Annotated in this window: 15 protein-coding genes; 13 read left to right on the top strand and 2 right to left on the bottom strand. The window is 46.1% G+C overall.

From position 1 onward, the window contains the following. Positions 1-7: 7 nt before the first annotated feature. From lpxK to AC1HDJ_RS10545, 4 genes are all read left to right on the top strand, one after another. Positions 8-988, top strand: coding sequence for a tetraacyldisaccharide 4'-kinase (gene lpxK / locus AC1HDJ_RS10560; RefSeq protein WP_479535778.1), 981 nt, complete (start codon positions 8-10; stop codon positions 986-988). Between the two features lie 21 nt (positions 989-1,009). Further along, complete coding sequence (locus AC1HDJ_RS10555; protein WP_479535776.1) at positions 1,010-1,192, top strand: Trm112 family protein; 183 nt, start codon at positions 1,010-1,012, stop codon at positions 1,190-1,192. After that, positions 1,189-1,938, top strand: a complete 750-nt coding sequence (gene kdsB, locus AC1HDJ_RS10550; RefSeq protein WP_479535774.1) for a 3-deoxy-manno-octulosonate cytidylyltransferase — start codon at positions 1,189-1,191, stop codon at positions 1,936-1,938. The genes AC1HDJ_RS10555 and kdsB overlap by 4 nt, the downstream gene beginning before the upstream one ends. Positions 1,939-2,067: 129 nt before the next feature. Further along, a complete protein-coding gene (locus AC1HDJ_RS10545; RefSeq protein WP_479535772.1) occupies positions 2,068-2,961 on the top strand; it encodes a phosphotransferase in 894 nt (297 codons plus the stop codon). A gap of 49 nt (positions 2,962-3,010) precedes the next feature. Here AC1HDJ_RS10545 and elyC read toward each other — a convergent pair whose 3' ends face one another. Beyond that, on the bottom strand, positions 3,011-3,766 hold the full coding sequence (gene elyC, locus AC1HDJ_RS10540; RefSeq protein WP_479535770.1) for an envelope biogenesis factor ElyC: 756 nt from the start codon (positions 3,764-3,766) through the stop codon (positions 3,011-3,013). A gap of 1,283 nt (positions 3,767-5,049) precedes the next feature. Between elyC and hdcA the strand changes: the two genes are divergently transcribed. From hdcA to mepK, 9 genes are all read left to right on the top strand, one after another. Continuing rightward, positions 5,050-5,931, top strand: a complete 882-nt coding sequence (gene hdcA, locus AC1HDJ_RS10535; protein ID WP_479535768.1) for a histidine decarboxylase, pyruvoyl type — start codon at positions 5,050-5,052, stop codon at positions 5,929-5,931. Positions 5,932-6,076: 145 nt separating this feature from the next. Next, entirely contained in the window at positions 6,077-7,438 is a 1,362-nt protein-coding gene (locus AC1HDJ_RS10530) for an amino acid permease (RefSeq protein ID WP_479535766.1), read from the top strand. 162 nt (positions 7,439-7,600) lie between these two features. After that, positions 7,601-8,737, top strand: coding sequence for a histidine decarboxylase (locus AC1HDJ_RS10525; RefSeq protein WP_479535764.1), 1,137 nt, complete (start codon positions 7,601-7,603; stop codon positions 8,735-8,737). Positions 8,738-8,964: 227 nt separating this feature from the next. Beyond that, a complete protein-coding gene (cmoM, locus tag AC1HDJ_RS10520) occupies positions 8,965-9,735 on the top strand; it encodes a tRNA uridine 5-oxyacetic acid(34) methyltransferase CmoM (protein WP_479535762.1) in 771 nt (256 codons plus the stop codon). A 40-nt stretch (positions 9,736-9,775) separates the two neighbouring features. Further along, complete coding sequence (mukF, locus tag AC1HDJ_RS10515; protein WP_479535760.1) at positions 9,776-11,098, top strand: chromosome partition protein MukF; 1,323 nt, start codon at positions 9,776-9,778, stop codon at positions 11,096-11,098. Continuing rightward, positions 11,079-11,795 (top strand): chromosome partition protein MukE, encoded by a 717-nt coding sequence (gene mukE / locus AC1HDJ_RS10510; protein WP_479535758.1) that lies wholly within the window; start codon positions 11,079-11,081, stop codon positions 11,793-11,795. Before mukF ends, mukE begins: the two co-directional genes overlap by 20 nt. Before the next feature lie 6 nt (positions 11,796-11,801). Then, on the top strand, positions 11,802-16,289 hold the full coding sequence (mukB, locus tag AC1HDJ_RS10505) for a chromosome partition protein MukB (RefSeq protein ID WP_479535756.1): 4,488 nt from the start codon (positions 11,802-11,804) through the stop codon (positions 16,287-16,289). A 389-nt stretch (positions 16,290-16,678) separates the two neighbouring features. Further along, a complete protein-coding gene (gene ldtD / locus AC1HDJ_RS10500; RefSeq protein WP_479535754.1) occupies positions 16,679-18,316 on the top strand; it encodes a L,D-transpeptidase in 1,638 nt (545 codons plus the stop codon). Between the two features lie 429 nt (positions 18,317-18,745). Beyond that, positions 18,746-19,306, top strand: a complete 561-nt coding sequence (gene mepK / locus AC1HDJ_RS10495) for a peptidoglycan L,D-endopeptidase MepK (protein ID WP_479535752.1) — start codon at positions 18,746-18,748, stop codon at positions 19,304-19,306. Positions 19,307-19,472: 166 nt separating this feature from the next. On the opposite strand, the gene olsF is transcribed toward mepK, so the two are convergent. Continuing rightward, complete coding sequence (gene olsF, locus AC1HDJ_RS10490; RefSeq protein WP_479535750.1) at positions 19,473-21,218, bottom strand: bifunctional ornithine lipid synthase OlsF; 1,746 nt, start codon at positions 21,216-21,218, stop codon at positions 19,473-19,475. Between the last annotated feature and the right edge of the window lie 5 nt (positions 21,219-21,223).

Here is a 21,223-nt window from a genome sequence, read left to right as displayed (position 1 = left end):
GCATAGCATGATTGAGCGTTTGTGGTTTTCCCGTTCACGCTGGTGTTGGTTGTTATTACCACTGTCGGGCTTATTTGCTCTAATCAGCACGGCCCGACGCAGTGCATTTCGTTTTGGCTGGAAAAAAAGCTGGCGGGCGCCTGTTCCTGTCGTGGTAGTCGGCAATATTACGGTTGGCGGAAACGGTAAAACACCGATGGTCATTTGGCTGGTGGAACAACTGCAAGCCCGCGGGTTTCGGCCCGCTGTGGTTTCTCGTGGTTATGGTGGTCAGGCTGAGCAGTATCCCTTAGTGCTCAATGAGCGCACGCTTGCCACGCAAGCGGGTGATGAACCTGTGCTGATTTACCAGCGCACCGGTGCCCCGGTTGCCGTTGACCCGAATCGCAGCTGTGCAGTGCAGGCATTGCTGGCTGAACACGTTGTTGATGTGATCATTACTGATGATGGCTTGCAGCATTATGCACTGGCACGTGATGTTGAAATTGTTATTGTTGACGGCCAGCGCCGTTTTGGTAACGGTTTTCTGCTACCAGCCGGCCCTCTGCGTGAGGGAGTATCGCGTTTAAAATCAGTGGATGCGGTGGTGGTAAATGGCGGTGATGCACAGCCAAACGAAATCCCTATGCAGCTACAAGCTTGCTGTGCGGTTAACCTGCTGACCGGTGAGCAGTGTGCAGTGGATGCCCTGCCAGCAACAGTGGCGATGGCCGGCATTGGTCACCCGCCCCGTTTTTTTGCCACTTTGCAAACACTTGGTGCAGCACCCATCCGCTGTGTTGCTTTTGCTGATCATCAGGCATACAGCCAGCAACAGCTTGCTGCACTGACCTCGGGTGAGCAGATTTTGCTGATGACAGAAAAAGATGCAGTGAAGTGTCGGCACTTTATTCAGCCAAACTGGTGGTATCTGCCGGTACAGGCCCAGTTGCCGGAAACAGAAGGCAACGCACTTTTAGCGCAAATTACAGCGCAAATCAGCGCGTAGATTATAAAAAGGAGATGACGCATGGATCACCGTCTGCTTGAGATTATTGCTTGCCCCGTTTGTAAGGGTAAATTGCAATATAACAAAGAGAAGCAAGAGTTGATTTGCAAATTAGATCGTCTGGTTTATCCGATCACTGAAGGCATTCCGGTATTGCTGGAAGTACGTGCGCGTGAGCTGACGGCAGAAGAGATCTTATCATGAGTTTTATTGCGATCATTCCTGCCCGTTATGCGTCAACCCGTTTACCGGGTAAGCCGCTGGCAGATATCGCCGGAAAGCCGATGATCTTGCATGTGATGGAAAAAGCACAACAATCGGGGGCTGAACGTGTGATTGTGGCAACCGATCACCCTGATGTTGCTGCTGTGGTGATTGCCGCCGGTGGCGAAGTCTGTATGACACGCGCCGATCACAACTCGGGTACTGAGCGGCTGGCCGAGGTGGTTGAGCATTATAATTTTGCTGATGATGCAATTATTGTCAATGTGCAGGGTGATGAGCCGCTGATCCCACCGGTAGTTATTCGTCAGGTGGCCAATAATTTGGCAAAGGCTGATCAGGCACGTATGGCCACATTGTCAGTGCGTATTCAGGATGCTGAGGAAGTGTTTAACCCGAATGCGGTAAAAGTACTGACCGATCAGCAAGGTTATGCGCTCTATTTTTCGCGTGCCGCTATTCCGTGGGATCGTGATAATTTTGCCCGTACGCAAACGCAGATTGGTGATTTTTATCAGCGGCATATTGGCATTTATGCTTATCGTGCCGGATTTATCCGCCAGTATGTTAACTGGGTGCCAAGCCAGCTTGAGCAAATAGAGAGCCTCGAACAGCTGCGAGTATTGTGGTATGGCGAAAAAATCCACGTGGCAGTTGCGGAGCAAGCCCCTCCGGCCGGAGTGGATACACAAGAAGATCTGGATAAAGTTCGTCAGATTTTAGCGTGAAAAACCAACCTAGCACAGAGTTTGATTAAAAAACCACCGGGAGGTGGTTTTTTTGTTTGATCCCCAGAGTGGAATGAGGTCAGATAAAGAACAAAGGTATTTGACTGACTGGCTCATGGAGGGATTAACATGGAGTGCCTAACAGAGGAACTCAGTCTGTTGCTGGGTGAAAAGGTATCGCGCACTGAGATTGTTGGTAAAGGTGCGTTTTCAACAGTATTTGCATTATACGACAGCAGTAACGTCGCATTTCCTGTGGTTGCAAAAGCCTATCCGATGACTGGCATGGCTGAAAGTGAAATCAGTAAGCTTTCAGTGCTGGCGCGTTATGCTATGGTGCGTATGCCTGCCATTTATGGTGTACACCATTCAGAACAGAGTGCGGCATTTAAAGAGGTGGTTCTGATGGAGCGTTTGGCGGGGATCAGCGTGACCGCTCCCTGCCGCAGTGCTAACCGTTCAGCGGCACTGAGCGAGCAGATTGCCGATTGCTTATTAAGTTGGCATCGTGTTGACGGTCAGGGTTTATCCGGGCTTAGTGGCGAATTAAGCGATATGTCATGGCCGCTCTGGTATCGGCAATACTTGGCTGGCTTGTGGTCAGCTATTGAAGCAAACCCCGCATTTTGTGATTATGCCGAGCGAATTGTGCTGTACCGTTCACTGGAGCGGTATGATCAGCTCTTTTCCGAATTTGATGATGCATCTGTACTGGTGCACGGTGATTTCAAACTGCGCAATTTACTTAAAGATGCAAAAACCGATCAGCTCATTGCCGCCATTGATCCCGGCCCGATGCAGTGTGCACCGCGTGAGTTTGATTTGATCCATCTTTGCTGTGAACCCTTTGCAGAAAAGGTACTCTCAACCTATCTGCAAAGAGCGCCGGTGGCCGAACAGTTTGCTGCGCGCCGCTGGTTGTATAAAGTGTGGGATGAGGTGGCGTGCGGATTGAAAAAAGGAAAGCTCGATCACAGCACGTTTGCGGTATACAGCAAGCTGCTTACCCCGTGGCTAGAGTAAGCAGTCTGCCTAAAAAACAGAGTGAACACAGTGGGTTATAATGGCGGTGTTATAACGCTGATTTAAGTGTTAACCACCACTCACCGAGTAATTCATACCAAGCCCGTTCGCTGCGCTCCATATAGGCTGCTGCGGGCAGGTATTGTTCCCAAAAGTTACCTTTTCCTTCGGAAGATAGCTGATTTGCTGGTGCTGGAATTGGGTGCATGCCATTTTCAGCAAATAAGCGCATAGCACGTGGCATATGGCTAGCTGAGGTGACCAATACGGCCGGTTGGTTGTTAATCAACGCTTTCATTGCAACCGCTTCATCTTCAGTATCACGCGGTGTTTCAATTAGAATAATATCTTCTTTTGGAACGCCCAGACTTGATGCTACCTGTGCCGCTACGCGCGCACTGCTGACCTCTGATGCTGAAGGTGCGCCACTAAATACCAGTTTGGCTTTCGGGTGCATACGGTAAATGCGGATCCCTTCGGTAATGCGGGCCAGCGTATTACGCCCAACTTGTGAGCTTGGTGGAAGCAGCGGGTCGTATATATAAGAGCCACCCAGTACCAAAACATAGCTGATTTCACCACTAGGTTGGTAAACCGGAAACTGATCTTCGCGTGGTTTAAGCAAGCGGTCAGCAATTGGTTCACTTGAAAGTAGCAATAAAGCACACCAACTTAGCGTGATCATCCACCGCCCGCTACGTTGCCAGCGGCTGAACCACAGCAACAATAACCCGACAAGCATTACCAGAATAATACTTGGCAAGGGCATCAGCAGTGCACCAATGATTTTTTTTAACTCGAACATACTATCCCTTTAAAAAATATCCCCATAAATATAATAATGTATGCCATTGAAAAATATAACTGTATTGCATAATTACTTAGCACTTACTGCTTTTTTGCGAGGAGGATAGGGGTTTTCACCTTATTAGATGGCTCAATTTTACCTAAGAAAAGGGTATTTACTATAAATAGAGTGTGTACAGAGTCAGTAAATATGCAGTGTATAAAGGTATAGAGTGCATAAATAGAGGTTGTATGAGAAACATATGCAATGTGTATTGTTTTAAGTGTGTCTTAATAGATTCACATTCATTATATGAATATATAACGTCAGTAAAACGAAAATAATAAGACACGTTGTTTTAATATTGGTAAATTTAAATTACCTAAACAGCATGAGAACATCGGCATAAACACCTGTTTTCATGTGTTGTTTATTTACAGGGTAAAATTAACTTGAGTGAGCTAATGTGTTTAAAGAAAGAAATAAGTTATGTTATAAGCCCTAGTAAGGGGTGGTATAGTTTAGTAAGTGTAATATCACACTTGGGTTTTTTCTGAAGGTGGCTTCAATGATGAGGTCAAAAATAGTCAGTAACACAAAGACGCTCAATAAAACGATGAGTACTCGGAGTGTAAACCGGCTACAGAGCAAGTAAACAGCAGACTTCAGATAATGGCTTCCAGAAAACATAACAGCTCCTTCTACATAGTGTGTTTAATCACTATTGTTATGTTGAGGTTTCATAGCACTGTCTATTAAATAATATTCCCATGTAAAAATAAAGATGATTAAACAAGCTGTAACAAAATGATTTTTTTGTACGCTAAAAATAAGGTTTATTGCGTAGGTTGTTTTTAGGGTGGCAGGTGTTTTCTTGTTGGGCTGAATGTGGTTAGTAGGGTTGGTAAAATAATTTCAGTAAAGATATTTTTGACAATAAAAAAAGAACTGTTACATATCGCCTGATTTTTGACTTTTTATCTATTTTAAAATGCTCACTCTTTATCGGTATGTTCTTTTTATTATGAATAGCCACGAGGTTGGTTATTAAGTTAATGTTAAATTAGTTATGCCAAATTAATGATTGAGTTAGATAAGGAACATGTAAATAAACTCAAGGTAATTTATAGGTTGGTGTGGAAAGTAAATATTCATTTACACCATGAATGTTTTGATTACGCTTTAAAATTCGACCTTGATAAAAGCGTGATTAGAATCACAAATTGATATCTGCACTGCCGTATTTTAACTCTCAGTTTGATGCAAAGCACTTATTCGTATTTAAAATGAGGATGTATAAAATGCGCGCACCTAAAATTGATAAAACAGCGATTAGCCCATTTGATCAATATTGTGATGGTTACGGTGCACCGGGTGCACAAGGGCTAGGTTATGTTTCTGTCTTAAAAGTCTCTTCCGGTACAGTGTATAAAACAGATGATGTTCTGCTTGATGGTATTGTTGCGTACGATCGTTCTGAATGTAACGATGCGTATGTAGGTCAAATTAACATGCTGACTGCCTCAAGCTTTTGTGGTCTGGCTGGTCAAGTTTGGGGGCATGATCTGGCTGTACATGAAGATATTCATGACAACAAAATTCAGACCGTGTTAGAAGCTAAGCAATATGATGGCTCTATGCTGAAAGTGTATGATGCTCAGCCATTGTTGGATGCAGGTAAAGAGCTGTTCGGCAGTGAAGCTGATCGCCGTTTTCCGCTGTTACCGGGGGCGCATGTTATTTGTGCCAACAAAAGTGTGACATCGTATCGTCCGGTAAGTGGTGAGTTTAAAGAGGGTGAGGCCTATGGTGTCTGGTCATTTATTGCCATTTCATTGTCAAAAGATCGTGATAATTGCGCTGACCTGTTTATTGAAGATGCCGGTTTGTGGACAAAAAATGATAACGAACAAGATCTAGTCGCATTCCTTGAAGAGCATCGTAAATCAGTCGTATGGTCAGTTGTCTCTTGTGGTGAAGATTCACATGTATTGTTTGACCGCACCTATGTTGGTTTTGCCTACTCAATAATGAAACCAGGTGAAATTGGTACGGCATTAACCTGCGCACCGTATGCAACATTGGCACGTAATGCCGTTCCTTCTAGTGGATTTCACAGCCTGAACAGCATGCAATTAAATGATTGGTTGGCCGATCGTAAACTGCCACGAATGACTAAATAACATTGCCTCAGCAATAAAAAGCAGCGTGTAATATTAAATAAGTTATTGCTCACATTACTGACTATGTGCAATGACACGGCACGCTGCTGCTTATTTTTCGACAGTCATATTTTTTGACAATCATAGGATTGATGAGGTCTGAGTAATGGCAGAGTTGTCAGGTAAAAATGCGCATAAAATAGGGTTGGCGGCACTGACACTGGTGACGGCATCAAATATGATGGGGTCGGGTGTATTTATGTTGCCGACCAATCTGGCCGGTATTGGTTATATTTCACTGTGGGGCTGGGTTATTACCATAATCGGGGTGATTTCACTGGCACTGGTTTTTGCTAAATCAAGTTTCATTAATCCCAGAATTGGCGGCATTGTTTCTTACGCGAAAGATTCATTTGGCCCTTTTGTTGGCTTTCAATCCACCATTTGCTACTGGATTAGCGCATGGATTGGTAATGTTGCGTTATTGGTTGCTGGTGTAGGGTATCTTAGTTATTTCTTCCCTGCACTGCATCAACCTATTTACAGCTGTATTACTTCCATTGTTATTTTATGGGGATTTATTTTACTAGGATCATGCGGCGCTAACGTGGCAGGGCGCTCACAATCATTTACCGCCGGTTGTATGCTGGTTGTTGTATTGGGTGTTGGTTTTTTGGGCTGGTTTTGGTTTAAACCAGATAATTTCACACAAGTTTATAATGCAACTGGCAAGAGCGATCTGAGTGCAGTTATGAGCGCGGCATCTATTGCATTATGGGGATTTTTGGGTGTTGAATCTGCGGTGGTATCAACCGGTCAGGTAAAAGATCCTGAACGGACAGTGCCTAAAGCAACCGTGTTTGGCTTATTAATTACCGCAGTATGTTATGTGAGTAGTTGCTCGGTTATTATGGGTATTGTACCCCACGAAGTTTTAGTGCATTCGCCTGCTCCTTTTGCTGCTGCTGCTAGTTATATGTTTGGCCCGCTGGCCGGTAAAATTGTCTCTGCACTGAGTATTATTGCCTGCTTTGGTTCATTATCCGGTTGGTTGATTTTACAATCTGAAGCGCCACGAGCTGCGGCAAAAGATGGTATATTCCCTTCATTTTTCAGTGATACCAATAAAAATGATGTGCCGATGAAGAGTCTGGTGTTTACCGGTATTCTGATGAGTTTAGTACTGTTTATGACTGCATCACCAAACTTGGCAAAACAGTTTGAAATTATCATTTTATTATCGGTGTTTGCATCATTACTGCCTTATATTTATGCCATTATCTCATTGCCTATTTTAATGATTAATAAAGACCTGACTAAAACATCTGCCTTTAAACTTTATATTGTTTTGGTTTGTATTGCTTTCGCCTACTGCCTATATGCATTGCTAGGTTCAGGAAATAACTCTCTGTACTGGGGGATCTTAATGGTGATGATTACCATTCCTCTGTATATCTATGTTGCAGTCAGAAAACATAAAGCAGAAGAAGCTTTCGCAAATATTTCTGCGGATACACCAATGAAATAACTGTTTGTATTTTCATCATCAGTGTGTAGATGCATGAAATGGTTTTTTTCTTTTCCAAATTTGCCTACTTACTTATATCTGATGTCAGCGCGTAAAGGTTTACGAAAAAGCGATATTCACTTTTTCGTGAGCCTCTGCCGACGGCACATTAGGGATTTTATTATGTCGCTATCAATTAAAGACCAAAATACGCTGGATAAATTCTGGGCCTACTGTGTAAAAAACCAATATTTTAACTTAGGGTATCCTGAGTCAGCTGATTTCGATTACACGATTTTAGAGCGATTCTTACGTTTTTCGATTAATAACTGTGGTGATTGGTCTGAGTATTGCAATTATTTGCTAAACTCATTTGATTTTGAAAAGGAAGTTATTGAGCATTTTAGCCATTTATATCAAATCCCGTTTGATAACTGTTGGGGATATGTTACCAATGGTGGTACAGAAGGGAATATGTTTGGCTGTTATTTGGCTCGGGAGCTTTTTCCTTCTAGCCGATTATATTTCTCAAAGGATACTCACTATTCGGTAGCGAAAATTGTCAAATTACTGCGAATTGAGCATTGCATTGTTGAATCCCGCCAAAATGGCGAGATGGATTATGATGATTTAATTAGCAAAATTAAAGCCAATAACGAAAAACATCCGATTATCTTTGCCAATATAGGTACAACTGTACGGGGTGCTATTGATAACATCAGTATTATCCAGCGCCGTATTGCTGAGTTGGGTATTGCGCGTAATGAGTACTATATTCATGCCGATGCCGCATTAAGTGGCATGATTTTGCCGTTTGTTGATGAACCGCAACCGTACAATTTTGCCGATGGTATTGATTCTATCTCGGTTTCTGGCCATAAAATGATCGGCTCACCGATTCCGTGTGGTATCACTATCGCGAAAAAAGAGAATGTGGATAAAATTTCGGTTGAGATTGACTACATTGCCGCTCACGATAAAACCATTACCGGATCACGTAATGGTCATACACCGATTATGCTGTGGGTTGCGGCAAAATCGATTAGTATCGAAGAGCAGCGCCGCCGGATCCAGCGTTGCCTGAATAAAGCTGAATATGCGGTTAAACGCTTTAATGATGCCGGGATCCCCGCATGGCGGAACAAAAACTCGATTACCGTTGTCTTCCCCAAACCCTCTGAATATGTGTGGAAAAAACACTGCTTGGCTATTTCAGGTGATGTCGCACACATGATCACTTCGGCGCATCACCTTGATACTACCAAGATTGATGCCCTGATTGATGATGTGATCTCAGACAGTATGATGATGGTGGTATAACGTTTTTTATCCTTTCAATACACCAATATTTTTACGGTAAAGCCCTGAGTTATCTGTGCTCAGGGCTTTTTTATGCGGCTAAATGCACGTTTAATAGATAAAAGTCATAATATCGGTCTAGATTGGCTATTAATTGCATAAGAAAAAGCCAATCAGACGGACAGATAGCATTTTTCTTGGAAGAATATGTCAAAATAGCGGCTTTCGTGCATGAATAGGTACTGCGTGTGTCTGAAGATCGTAACTTTGACGGCATTGTTGATAAATTTGCGCGCAATATTTACGGGTCAGCCAAAGGCCGTATCCGTGAGGCCGTGCTACAGCAAGATTTGGAAAAACTGCTAGCGACATTGCCAGCGCGGCCGTTACGCATTCTTGATGCGGGTGGTGGTATGGGGCAACTGTCGCGTTTTTTAGCGGCACAAGGCCATTTCATAACACTGTGTGATATCTCTGGTGATATGTTGGTGCAAGCAGAGCAAGCTGCACAAGCAGACGGCGTGGCACAGCAGATGCAATTTGTGCACAGCTCAGCACAAGAGGTGGCTAACCATTTAGCAGCTCCGGTAGATCTGGTATTGTTTCACGCAGTACTTGAGTGGGTTGAAGAGCCCGTTGAGGTATTACAAAACCTGACAGATCTTCTGTTACCGGGCGGAGCATTGTCATTAATGTTCTATAACTATAACGGTATGCGTCACCACCACTTGGTGGGCGGGAATTTTGAGTATATTCAGGCCGGAATGCCGCTGAGTAAAAGAAAAACACTGGTCCCTACTCACCCGCGAAAACCGGAGCAGGTTTATCAATGGCTGACTGACTTGGGTTTGCAGATTAGCGGTAAAACCGGTGTCAGAGTGTTACACGATTTCCTGAGAGATAAATCTCATCGGGAGACAAAATTTGAACTGCTGCTCGAAATGGAGCAACAGTATTGTCGGCAGGAGCCTTACATTAGTCTTGGCCGTTACATTCATGTCATGGCTCACAAGCTTTGATGTGCATGTCTGCGGAATGTAAAATTTTAAGGGACATCGCATGAGTGAGTTTTCCCAGACCGTACCCGAGCTGGTCGCCTGGGCGAGAAAAAACGATTTCTCGATTGCGCTGCCGGTGGAGCGTCTGGCTTTTTTATTGGCTATCGCCACACTGAACAGTGAACGTTTTGACGGTGAAATGTCGGAAGGTGAATTGGTTGATGCGTTTCGCCATGTCAGTATTGCGTTCGAGTTGGCAACAGAAACGCTGACCCAGCGTGCGAACAATGCCATCAATGATCTGGTGCGTCAGCGTTTACTTAGTCGTTTTACCAGTGAACTGACCGAAGGGCAGTCAATTTATCGCCTAACCCCGTTAGGGATTGGGATAACTGATTACTATATTCGTCAGCGAGAATTTTCTGCACTGCGTTTGTCGGTGCAGCTCTCTATTGTGGCCGATGAAATTCAGCGTGCCGCAGAGGCCGCTGAAGAGGGCGGCGAAGAGACGCACTGGCGGCGTAATGTGTATGCACCGCTAAAATACTCGGTTGCCGAAATCTTTGACAGCATCGATCTCACTCAACGTTTGATGGATGAGCAGCAGCAATCGGTGAAAGATGATATTGCCGCACTGCTCAATAAAGATTGGCGTGCGGCGATTACCAGCTGTGAGTTGCTGCTTGATGAAACATCAGGGAATCTGCGTGAATTGCAAGATACCCTTGAAGCGGCTGGTGATAAACTGCAATCACGCTTATTGCAAATTCAAGATGCCACACTAAACCGGCCTGATCTGAACTTTGTCGATCAGCTGGTGCTTGATCTGCAAGCCAAACTTGATCGCATTATCAGTTGGGGTCAGCAAGCCATTGATCTGTGGATCGGTTACGATCGCCACGTGCATAAATTTATTCGTACCGCCATTGATATGGATAAAAACCGGATCTTTGGCCAGCGCCTGCGCCAGTCGGTTCGAGACTACTTTGATATGCCGTGGGTACTGCTACATGCCAATGCTGATCGCTTGCTGGATATGCGTGATGAAGAGCTAACATTGCGTGATGAAGAAGCTACCGGTTTACTTCCTCCTGAGCTTGAATATGAAAGCCTGACCGATCTCAATGAGCAGCTTGCTGATAGCATTGATGCACTGCTGATTGACTATCGGCAGCAGAATCGCCCGTTAGATTTGGGCAGGGTTCTCCACGATTTTCTCCAGCGTTTCCCTCATGCCCGCCACTTTGACGTATCACGCCTGTTGGTTGATCACGCCGTGCGCCTTGGGGTAGCGAAAGCTGATTTTGCCGGTCTGCAGCCAGAATGGCAGGCCATTAACGACCACGGAGCCAAGGTACAGGCCCATGTCATCGATGAATATTGATCAATACATGCCGCTGCGTTTAGCGCAGGCACTGGCTAACCCGATTTTCCCTGTGCTTGACAGCATGCTGCGCTCAGGCCGACATATCGGATTAGACGATTTAGACAACCACGCTTTCCTGATGGATTTTCAGTCAGAGCTGGATGATTTTTACCGCCGTTATCATGTTGAACTTATCCGCGCACCGGAAGGCTTCTTCTATTTACGCCCCCGTTCAACAACCCTGATTGCGCGTAGCGTACTTTCTGCACTCGATATGCTAGTCGGAAAAGTGCTGTGTTATCTCTATCTTAGCCCGGAACGCTTGGCACAAGAGGGGATCTTCACTGTTGCTGACTTGCATGATGAGCTAATGAATCTGGCCGATGAGAGCAAACTGCTCAAATTGGTGAACAACCGTTCAACCGGTTCAGATTTAGATCGCAAAAAACTGCACGATAAAGTGAATACCTCGATGAACCGTCTGCGCCGCCTTGGTATGGTGGTGATGATTGGTGACAGTGGAAAGTTTCGGATCTCGGAAGCGGTATTCCGCTTTGGTGCTGATGTCCGCAGCGGAGATGATCCGCGTGAAGCACAGTTACGCATGATCCGTGATGGCGAAGCTATGGCAGCAGACAGCCTGTCTTTAGAAGATAGCCGTGACGATAACGCAGACAATAACAGCGAAGCTTTCGTTGATGATGGCGAGGAATAATCGAATATGATCGAACGCGGTAAATTTCGCTCATTAACGTTGGTAAACTGGAACGGCTTTTTTGCCCGTACTTTTGATCTTGATGATCTGGTCACCACGCTCTCCGGCGGGAATGGTGCGGGTAAATCCACCACCATGGCGGCATTCGTCACCACTTTGATCCCCGATCTGACGTTGCTGCACTTTCGTAATACCACCGAAGCGGGTGCAACCTCAGGCTCACGTGATAAAGGCTTGTACGGCAAACTCAAAGCCGGTGTCTGCTATGCCACCATTGATACGGTTAACTCACGTCATCAGCGGGTACTGATTGGTGTGCGTTTGCAGCAGGTGGCGGGGCGTGATCGGAAAGTGGATATCAAGCCATTTATGATCCAAGGCCTGCCAATGGCTAGCTATCCGACTGAATTGCTGACGGAAAAGCTCTCCGACTCACAAGCGCGTGTACGCCAGTTGCCAGAAGTACGTGATCTGGTTGATGGCATGGAAGGTGTTCAGTTTAAGCAATTTAACTCCATTACCGATTACCACAGCATGATGTTTGATATGGGAATCATCCCCAAACGTCTGCGCTCGGCCTCTGACCGTAGTAAGTTTTATCGCCTGATTGAAGCCTCACTGTATGGTGGGATCTCCAGCGCCATTACCCGATCTCTGCGCGATTATCTGCTGCCTGAAAACGTAGGTGTACGTAAAGCCTTCCAAGATATGGAAGCGGCACTGCGCGAAAACCGTATGACACTCGAAGCTATCCGTGTCACACAGTCTGATCGTGATATGTTCAAGCAACTGATCACTGAATCGACCCACTACGTAGCCGCCGACTACATGCGCCATGCAAATGAGCGCCGCCAGCACCTTGAAGCGGTAATGAATATGCGCCGCGAATGGTTTGGTGCGCGCAGCGAACTGGTCAGTCAGCAATACCGTTTGGTCGAGATGGGGCGTGAACTGGTTGAGCATCAGGGGGCCGAAAGTGATTTAGAAGCCGATCACCAAGCCGCCGCCGATCACCTGAATTTGGTGATGACCGCACTGCGTCAGCAAGAGAAAATTGAACGTTATCGTGATGATCTTGATGAACTTTCAATGCGTCTGGAAGAGCAAACGGAAGTGGTCGAAGAGTCAGCCGAGCGTCTGGCCGATGCCGAAGAGCGTGCCGAAGGCGCAGAGATTGATGTTGATGATCTGAAATCACAACTGGCCGATTATCAACAGGCGCTTGACTCACAACAAACCCGTGCACTGCAATATCAGCAGGCCGTACAGGCACTTGAAAAAGCCCGCGCAATGTGTGCGCTGCCTGATCTCACCGCAGAGAATGCGGCACAGTGGCAAGAGGAGTTTGCCGTTCGCGAGCAGGCACTGACTGAGCAACTGTTGGGATTGGAGCAAAAAATTAATGTCGCACAGGCCGCCTCAGGGCAATTTGATCGCGCTTACCAGCTGGTGTGCCGTATTGCCGGTGAGGTGGCGCGTAGCGATGCATGGCAGACTGCGCGAGAACTGCTGCGCGAGCAGCCTTCTCAGCGCCATTTGGCCGAGCGTGCCGAACCTCTGCGCGCGCAACTGGCAGAGCTTGAGCAGCGTTTACGATCTCAGCAAGAAGCCGAGCGCTTGCTTAATGAGTACATCAAACGCAGCGGCGTGGCATTGGATCACCCCGCAGAGCTGGCCGATGAGCAAGCACAGCTAGAGGCAAACCACGAGAGCATCAATACCGAGCTTGCCGAACACCTTGAGCAGCGTAATCACCTGCGTCAGCAGCGTGAGCAAATCGGTATCCAGATTTCTTCACTGTCAGCGCGTGCGCCTCAGTGGCTGGCGGCCCAAGATGCGCTGAACAACTTAAGCGAACAGACCGGACAACCGCTCGAAGATAGTCAGGCGGTGATGCAGCAGATGCAAAGCCTGCTGGAAGACGAGCGCGCTCAAACGGTGGTTAGAGATCAAATCGCGGCCCGTAAGCACGATATTGAAGCGCAGATTGAGCGTCTGGCACAGCCGGGCGGGGCAGAAGATAGCCGCTTGGTTGCGCTGGCCGAACGTCTGGGCGGCGTGCTGCTTTCCGAGATTTATGATGATGTCACCATTGATGATGCACCTTACTTCTCTGCGCTGTATGGCCCGGCCCGCCACGGTATTGTGGTGCAAGATCTTAGTGCCGTACGTGATCTGCTGACCGAGCTTGATGATTGCCCTGAAGATCTCTATTTGATCGAAGGTGATCCGCAATCTTTTGACGATAGCGTATTCCAAACACAAGAGCTAGAAGGTGCGGTTGTGGTACAGGTTTCTGACCGTCAACTGCGTTATTCCCGTTTTCCGGCCGTTCCGCTGTTTGGCCGTGCTGCGCGTGAAAATCGCCTTGAGATACTGCGTACCGAACGTGAGGCGCTGGCCGAGAAATATGCAACGCTGTCGTTTGATGTACAAAAATTACAACGGTTGCACCAGACATTTAGCCGCTTTGTGGGTGAATATTTGGCCACCGCGTTTGATGCCGATCCGGAAGCGCAAATTCGTCTGCTGACTCAACAGCGTAGTGATATTGATCGTGACTTGAGTCAGGCTGATGCCACCGAAAAACAACTTCGTTCACAGGCAGAGCAGGCTCGTGAGTGCTTAAATATGCTCAATCGCCTTGTTCCACTCAGCGCATTGCTGGCTGATGAAACTCTGATTGATCGTGTTGACGAGTTACGTGAAGAGCTAGATAACGCGCGTATTGCGCAGCGTCATATTCAGCAGCATGGTGAACATCTTCAGCAGTTAGAATCGGTTGTGAATGTGTTGCAAAGTGATCCTGAGCAGCACTCACATCTGCAGGCTGATTATCAACATGCTCAAAGCGCCCAGCGCGAAGCCAAGCAAAAGCTGTTTGCATTGTCGGAAGTGGTTCAGCGCCGCGCCTATTTTGCCTATGCAGAATCTGTCGGTATGGTTGGAGAGTCTTCTGGTTTTACGGAGAAACTGCGTGAACAACTGAGCCATGCTGAAGCAGAGCGCAGCCGCTGCCGTGATCAGTTACGCCAATTACAAAGTCAACACAGCCAGTATCACCAAGTGATGGCATCACTGAAGAGTGCGGCTGATGCCAAGCGTGATATGTTCAAAGAACTTGAACAAGAGATGCAAGATTTAGGCGTGCGGGCTGATAGTGGTGCAGAAGAGCGGGCGCGTATTCGCCGTGATGAACTGCATACACAACTGAGCCATAACCGCCAGCGCCGCAGCCAGCTTGAGAAGCAGACGGCGATCGTAGAGGCGGAGATGGACAGCCTGCAAAAACGTCTGCGCAAACTTGAGCGTGATTACCTGACCCTGCGTGGACAAGTGGTCAGTGCAAAAGCCAACTGGTGTGCCGTATTGCGTTTGGCGCGCGACAATGATGTAGAGCGCCGCTTACATAAGCGCGAGCTGGCTTACCTGTCGGCAGATGAGCTGCGTTCAATGTCGGATAAAGCATTGGGGACTTTGCGCCAAGCGGTAGCGAATAACGAAATGTTGCGCGATGTGCTGAGAGCATCGGAAGACTCACGCCATCCTGAAAAGAAAGTTCTGTTCTATATCGCTGTCTATCAGCATCTGCGTGAGCGTATCCGACAAGATATTATCCGTACCGATGATCCGGTTGATGCCATTGAGCAGATGGAGATCGAACTGGCGCGTCTGACCGAAGAGCTGACCAACCGTGAGCAGCGTTTAGCCATCAGTGCGGAAGCGGTGGCCAATATCATGCGCAAGACGATTCAGCGTGAGCAGAATCGTATCCGTATGCTGAATCAGGGTTTGCAGAATATCTCGTTTGGACAGGTGCAAAGTGTGCGCTTGTCAGTCAATGTACGTGAAAGCCATGCCATGTTGCTCAATGGCTTGTCAGAGCAGCGTGAGCAGCATCAAGACTTATTCTCTAACCAGCGTCTGACCTTTTCTGAAGCACTGGCTAAACTGTATCAACGTCTGAATCCGCATATTGATATCGGCCAGCGTAGCCCGCAAACCGTTGGTGAAGAGCTGCTTGATTATCGCAACTACCTTGAGTTAGAAGTGGAAGTTTGTCGTGGTTCAGATGGCTGGCTGCGAGCAGAAAGTGGCGCGCTCTCTACCGGTGAAGCTATCGGTACCGGTATGGCTATTTTACTGATGGTTGTACAGAGCTGGGAAGAGGAGTCACGCCGTTTGCGTGGCAAAGATATCGCACCATGCCGTTTGCTGTTTCTTGATGAAGCCGCGCGCTTGGATGCGAAATCTATCGCTACCCTGTTTGAGCTGTGTGATCGCTTAGACATGCAACTGCTGATTGCAGCCCCGGAAAATATCAGTCCGGAAAAGGGCACAACCTATAAACTTGTGCGTAAAGTGTTTAAAAATCACGAACACGTGCATGTGGTGGGTCTGCGTGGTTTTGGTGCCGATACCGAAGTACTGACCGATAGCCGAGCACAAGATACACACACCGAAATGCCTGATGCTGTTGAAATTGAAGCTTAGATGATGTGTTTTAGATGAGCATTAAATGAGCTCTCTTGTATACAGCACTGTTATATACTGGCACGAGGCATCAAGAGACCTTGAAATCGCATCATAAATTGTAAAAAAAAGCCAGGCATGATATTGCATTGTGTCTGGCTTTTATATTTTATGTATTGATTTTTTTTATTTTATGATTAGGCGTGAGTTTTACGTTAATTAATGTGATGAACAATAGATCAGCATCGATGATCAATGTATGCTTTTTTATCCTATATTCTAATAACATGAATTTTGTACACGACAACACCAAGCCTTGAAGCTGACATGTGGCAGATATTCGGTGTTGCAGAAGCTGTGGTGCGGGTGTACAGAAAAGCGCTAACGAAAATAAAAAGAGTTGAATTTACATGAACTCATCAAAAGTAACTCAAACACTGGGTTGTTTACTGCTGACAGTCTTGTTGGTGCAACCACTGGTGGCTACGGCGGCCAGTGTTGATGCTGTAAATGCAAGCAACAATACAAAAAAAATTACGCGAATTGATCAGATTCTGCCTGCCAGTATCGTACTCGCTTTTCCACGGCAGATAAGTAAGTTATACACCGCAAGTAATATGCAGCCTCTGTGGCAAAATCAGCAAGTGAAAGAGGCTTTTTTGTTGCAACTCAATGAGCTAGCACTGGCAGGTGTTAGCCCGCGTTTTACCCAGTGGGTAAAAGAGATCAGTAATCCTAATTTGCATGATATGGCAAAAGATATCGTGATCTCAGATGCCATGCTGGGCTATTTAAGTTACGTTGACCAAATCAAAGCAAAGGGTGATAGCTGGCTCTATGCAAAAGCAACCCCAGTTGTGTTGGCCGCACCGAACGAAAAGCGGGTAATGCAGTGGTTAAAAGCACAAGATAGCGGCACCGATTTGGCCTTTATTCAAAGCCTTGCGCCACAAAATCGCCAATACGCCTTAATGCAAAAAGCCTTAGCACGCTTAATCCATGAAAGCAGTGAAGGTTGGCCGCAGTTGGGAAGTGGCCCATCATTGCGTCCGGGTGATTACAGCTCCGAAGTGATGGTGCTTGACCGTATTTTACAGCTAACCGGTGATCTGCCGGATAATGTGGCCGATATCAGCGGTGATTTGTACAGTGCTGCACGTGTTGAGGCAGTAGAGAATTTCCAGCGTCAGCATGGTTTAGCGGCTGATGGCGTGATTGGCCCGCGTACCCGTTTTTGGCTAAACCAAGACCCGCAAACACGTGCCGCACTGCTGGCATTAAATATGCAGCGTTTACGCTTGTTACCGGCAGAGAAAGTTAACGGTATTTGGGTTAATATCCCTGACTACCATTTGGCCTATTACCGTGATGGTAAAGAGATCCTTGATTCTAAAGTGATTGTTGGCCGTCCAAGCCGTAAAACACCGTTTATGCACAGCCAGCTAAATAATGTAGTCTTAAACCCGCCGTGGACAGTGCCTGATCGTCTGATTCGTGAAGACTTGATCCCAAAAATTAAGCGTGATCCAAGTTATTTGGCTAAACATGGCTATGTCATTTTGAGTGACTGGACTAACGAAGCGTACGAAATTTCACCGTATGATATTGACTGGTCAAGAATGTCAGAAAAGAACTTTCCGTATCGCTTAAAACAAGCGCCGGGTGACGACAACTCTTTGGGCCGTTATAAGTTCAATATGCCGAATGCAGAAGCCATTTATCTGCACGATACGCCGGCTAAAGGTTTATTCGGTAAAGATATTCGGGCACTGAGTTCAGGCTGTATTCGTGTGAATAAAGCCGCACAGCTTGCCGATATGCTACTAAAAGATGTTGGCTGGAATCAGGAGCGGGTTAGTTCTACTTTGGGTAAAGGTAAAACAACCTATGTGCCAATCCGTGAGCGAGTGCCGGTACAGATCTATTACCTGTCATCATGGGTGGCAGATAACGGACAAGTGCAGTACCGTACTGATATCTATGATTACGATAAAGTGACCCGTGCAAGCACACTTATTCGTGATAATTTACGAACACTGATCAACTGATTACCGTGTGATCTTAAGTTATAAGATAAGAGAGAGCTGAAATGCTCTCTTTTTTTGTCTCTTTTTTACGTTTTTTGCTCATTTTGGGCTGTTTTTTTAAAGGGGGAAGCATAACGATCATGCTACAGAGTAGACCTGAAATTGAAGCAGGCCGACAAAATGATAAAAAAAAGGGCGAACACTGTCATATCAGGCTGAGTATGCGATATTTCCCATTTTGGTATTTCTTTAGTGATAAAGATCACGAAAACAGCAATGGAAAAGAATAAAAAAGTAAACCAGGTGTCTGACTTGTGTGATATGTAAAAGGATCTGTCAGATCTTTGTGCCCGCATAGAGGTTGACTAGCTTTGCCGTGCCAGTTAAGGTTCACGCTGCTGCTATTTATAGCGTTTGTTTATAATTAACCGGATAGTAATCACTAAAATTATGCAAAATCTTGAGCAAGGGATTGATCACAGTCGTCGGAAGTGGCTTGCTTTAGGTGGTGTAGTACTAGGTTGCTCACTACTACCCGGGCAGGCTTGGGCATCACTCTCAACATCTAAACCCAAAGTTCTGACACTGAGTAATATCAATACCGGAGAAAAAGTCAAAGCCGAGTTCTTTGATGGTAAAAACTATGTTTCTGAAGAGCTGACCCGTTTGAATTTTTTGCTGCGTGATTACCGTGCGAATCAGGTAACAAAAATAGATAAGAAGCTGTTCGAACAGTTATATCGGGTACAGCTGATGCTGGGTGCGAAAGGTGAAATTCAGCTAATTTCAGGCTACCGTTCACCGAAGACGAACAAAAATTTGCGTCAGCGTTCAAGTGGTGTGGCAAAACACAGCTATCATACACTGGCTCGCGCGGTTGATTTTCGTATCGAGGGTGCATCGTTGAGCAATGTACGCAAAGCGGCATTAAAAATGCGTGCTGGTGGTGTGGGTTATTATCCAAAGAGTAACTTTGTACACATTGATACCGGCCCTGTGCGTACGTGGTAGGCCAGTAACACGGTTTCCAGCTATATGGCTGCATATAGCAACAGTATATGAACATTAATATCTGCTAGAAAAATAAAGCCCTGTGTTGAGAGTCCAGAGGGCTTTGTTTTTTCTTCTCTTCTCTTCTCTTCTCTCTATCTCTGTCTGTATAGCCCAGCACTTTTTATTACTCACGCGAGGCGTGATTATCTGATGCATGGTGAATATCGATATAACGCTGCCGTTTTTTAGCTTTGATTTTGGTTGTATCTACCAGCACCAGCCCATCAATACAATCGGCAAAATCAGGATCAGTACCAAAATCCAAAAACTGCACGCCGCCACGCTCACACAGCTCACTGTATTGCTTATACAGTGTTGGGATCTGCACACCAAAGTGGTGTAGCAGCAGTTTTAGGGTGGTTAAATCCTGTACATAATCTTCACCACTAAAGTGCTGTTGTAGCTCTCTTTGCAGATCATTGGCCAGTTCATACGGCCTGCGAGATCGCGCTACCGGATGATCGGCTGCAAAATAGGTTTGATAGAAATAAACCAGCAAGTTCTTGGCTTCCGGCGGCATTCCGTTACTCATACTTACCGGACCAAACAGATAGCGAAATTGCGGATTTTTTGCTAGAAAAGCCCCGATACCCATCCATAAATAGTCAAGGCTACGTAATCCCCAGTAACGCGGTTGTACAAAACTGCGGCCAAGTTCCAGCCCTTGCTGCAAAATAGGAGTCATACCTTCGTCATAATGAAACAGCGAGTGTGTGTAGATACCTTCTAAGCCTTTTTCCTGCAAAGTCGTCGCTGTATCACATAAACGGTAAGCACCCACAATTTCAAGCTCATTGTCATCCCATAATACAATGTGCAGATAGTGTTTATCGTACCCATCAATATCGTAGCGCTGCCCTGAACCTTCACCTACAGCGCGAAACGCCAGTTCGCGTAAGCGGCCTATTTCACGCATAACCGGTGAGTTGGGCTGATATCGGTACAGATAGATCTTTTTGCCATCATTACTGACGCCCAATGGTTCACAGGCAAAAATCGCCTGACGCAGTGCCTGACGGTTTTCAGGGTGTGCAATTGCAATCTCTGTGGGTAAGATACCGTTTTTATCGTGGCCTATCAGGTAAAGGTGTTTACGAAACAGTTTGATGCGTGTTTTAAGCGGAAGGTGGCAAAGTGAATGGTAATGTCGATAAGGAATTGGCGCTCCAATACGAACATGAATTGCTTTATGGGTTTGGTTAAACATCTCTTGCACTAGTAGCAGAGTAGACAGCGGTTTATACAGCATAGATGTACCGTAAAAAATAGCTGAGTTTCTGCCGGTGATATGAATCGGGATTACCGGTGCTTGTGCCCGACTGGCTATCCGTAAAAAGCCACTGTGCCAGAGCGTATCCTGAATACCATTAGGTCGTAACCGTGATACCTCACCGGCAGGAAAAATAATCAGTGCGCCTTCTTGTTCTAACCACTGATGAATGTGGCTCAGATTCTCTTTAGGAGTTCGGCCACCCATATTATTCACCGGCAGAAGCAGTGAAGCCAATGGCGCAATTTGTAGCAGCATATCATTGGCTATTATTTTGACATCAGGCCGTATTTTTCCAACCAAATTTAGCAGGGCTAACCCATCGAGCGAGCCGATAGGGTGATTAGCAATGAAAACAACACGCCCGGTTACGGGAATGTTTTCAAGCTGGCTCGGGTTTACCACGGTACTAAAATCAAAGTAGTTAAGCACTTGCTCAACAAATTGAAAACCGGTAACACTGGGGTAATCATGTGAGAATGAGTGTAAATCTTGTTCATGCAGCAGGTTTTTTAGCACCGCACTTACTGGGCGGTAAAGCCACGTGTGCTGTGGGAGTGTCGGTATATACTTGTTTAAAACATCATCCACATTAATCATCCCAA

It is taken from the genome of Plesiomonas sp. ISS29, assembly GCF_056522795.1.
Note: the sequence above shows the minus strand (reverse complement) of the source record. Positions and strands in the feature narration are given on the sequence as shown.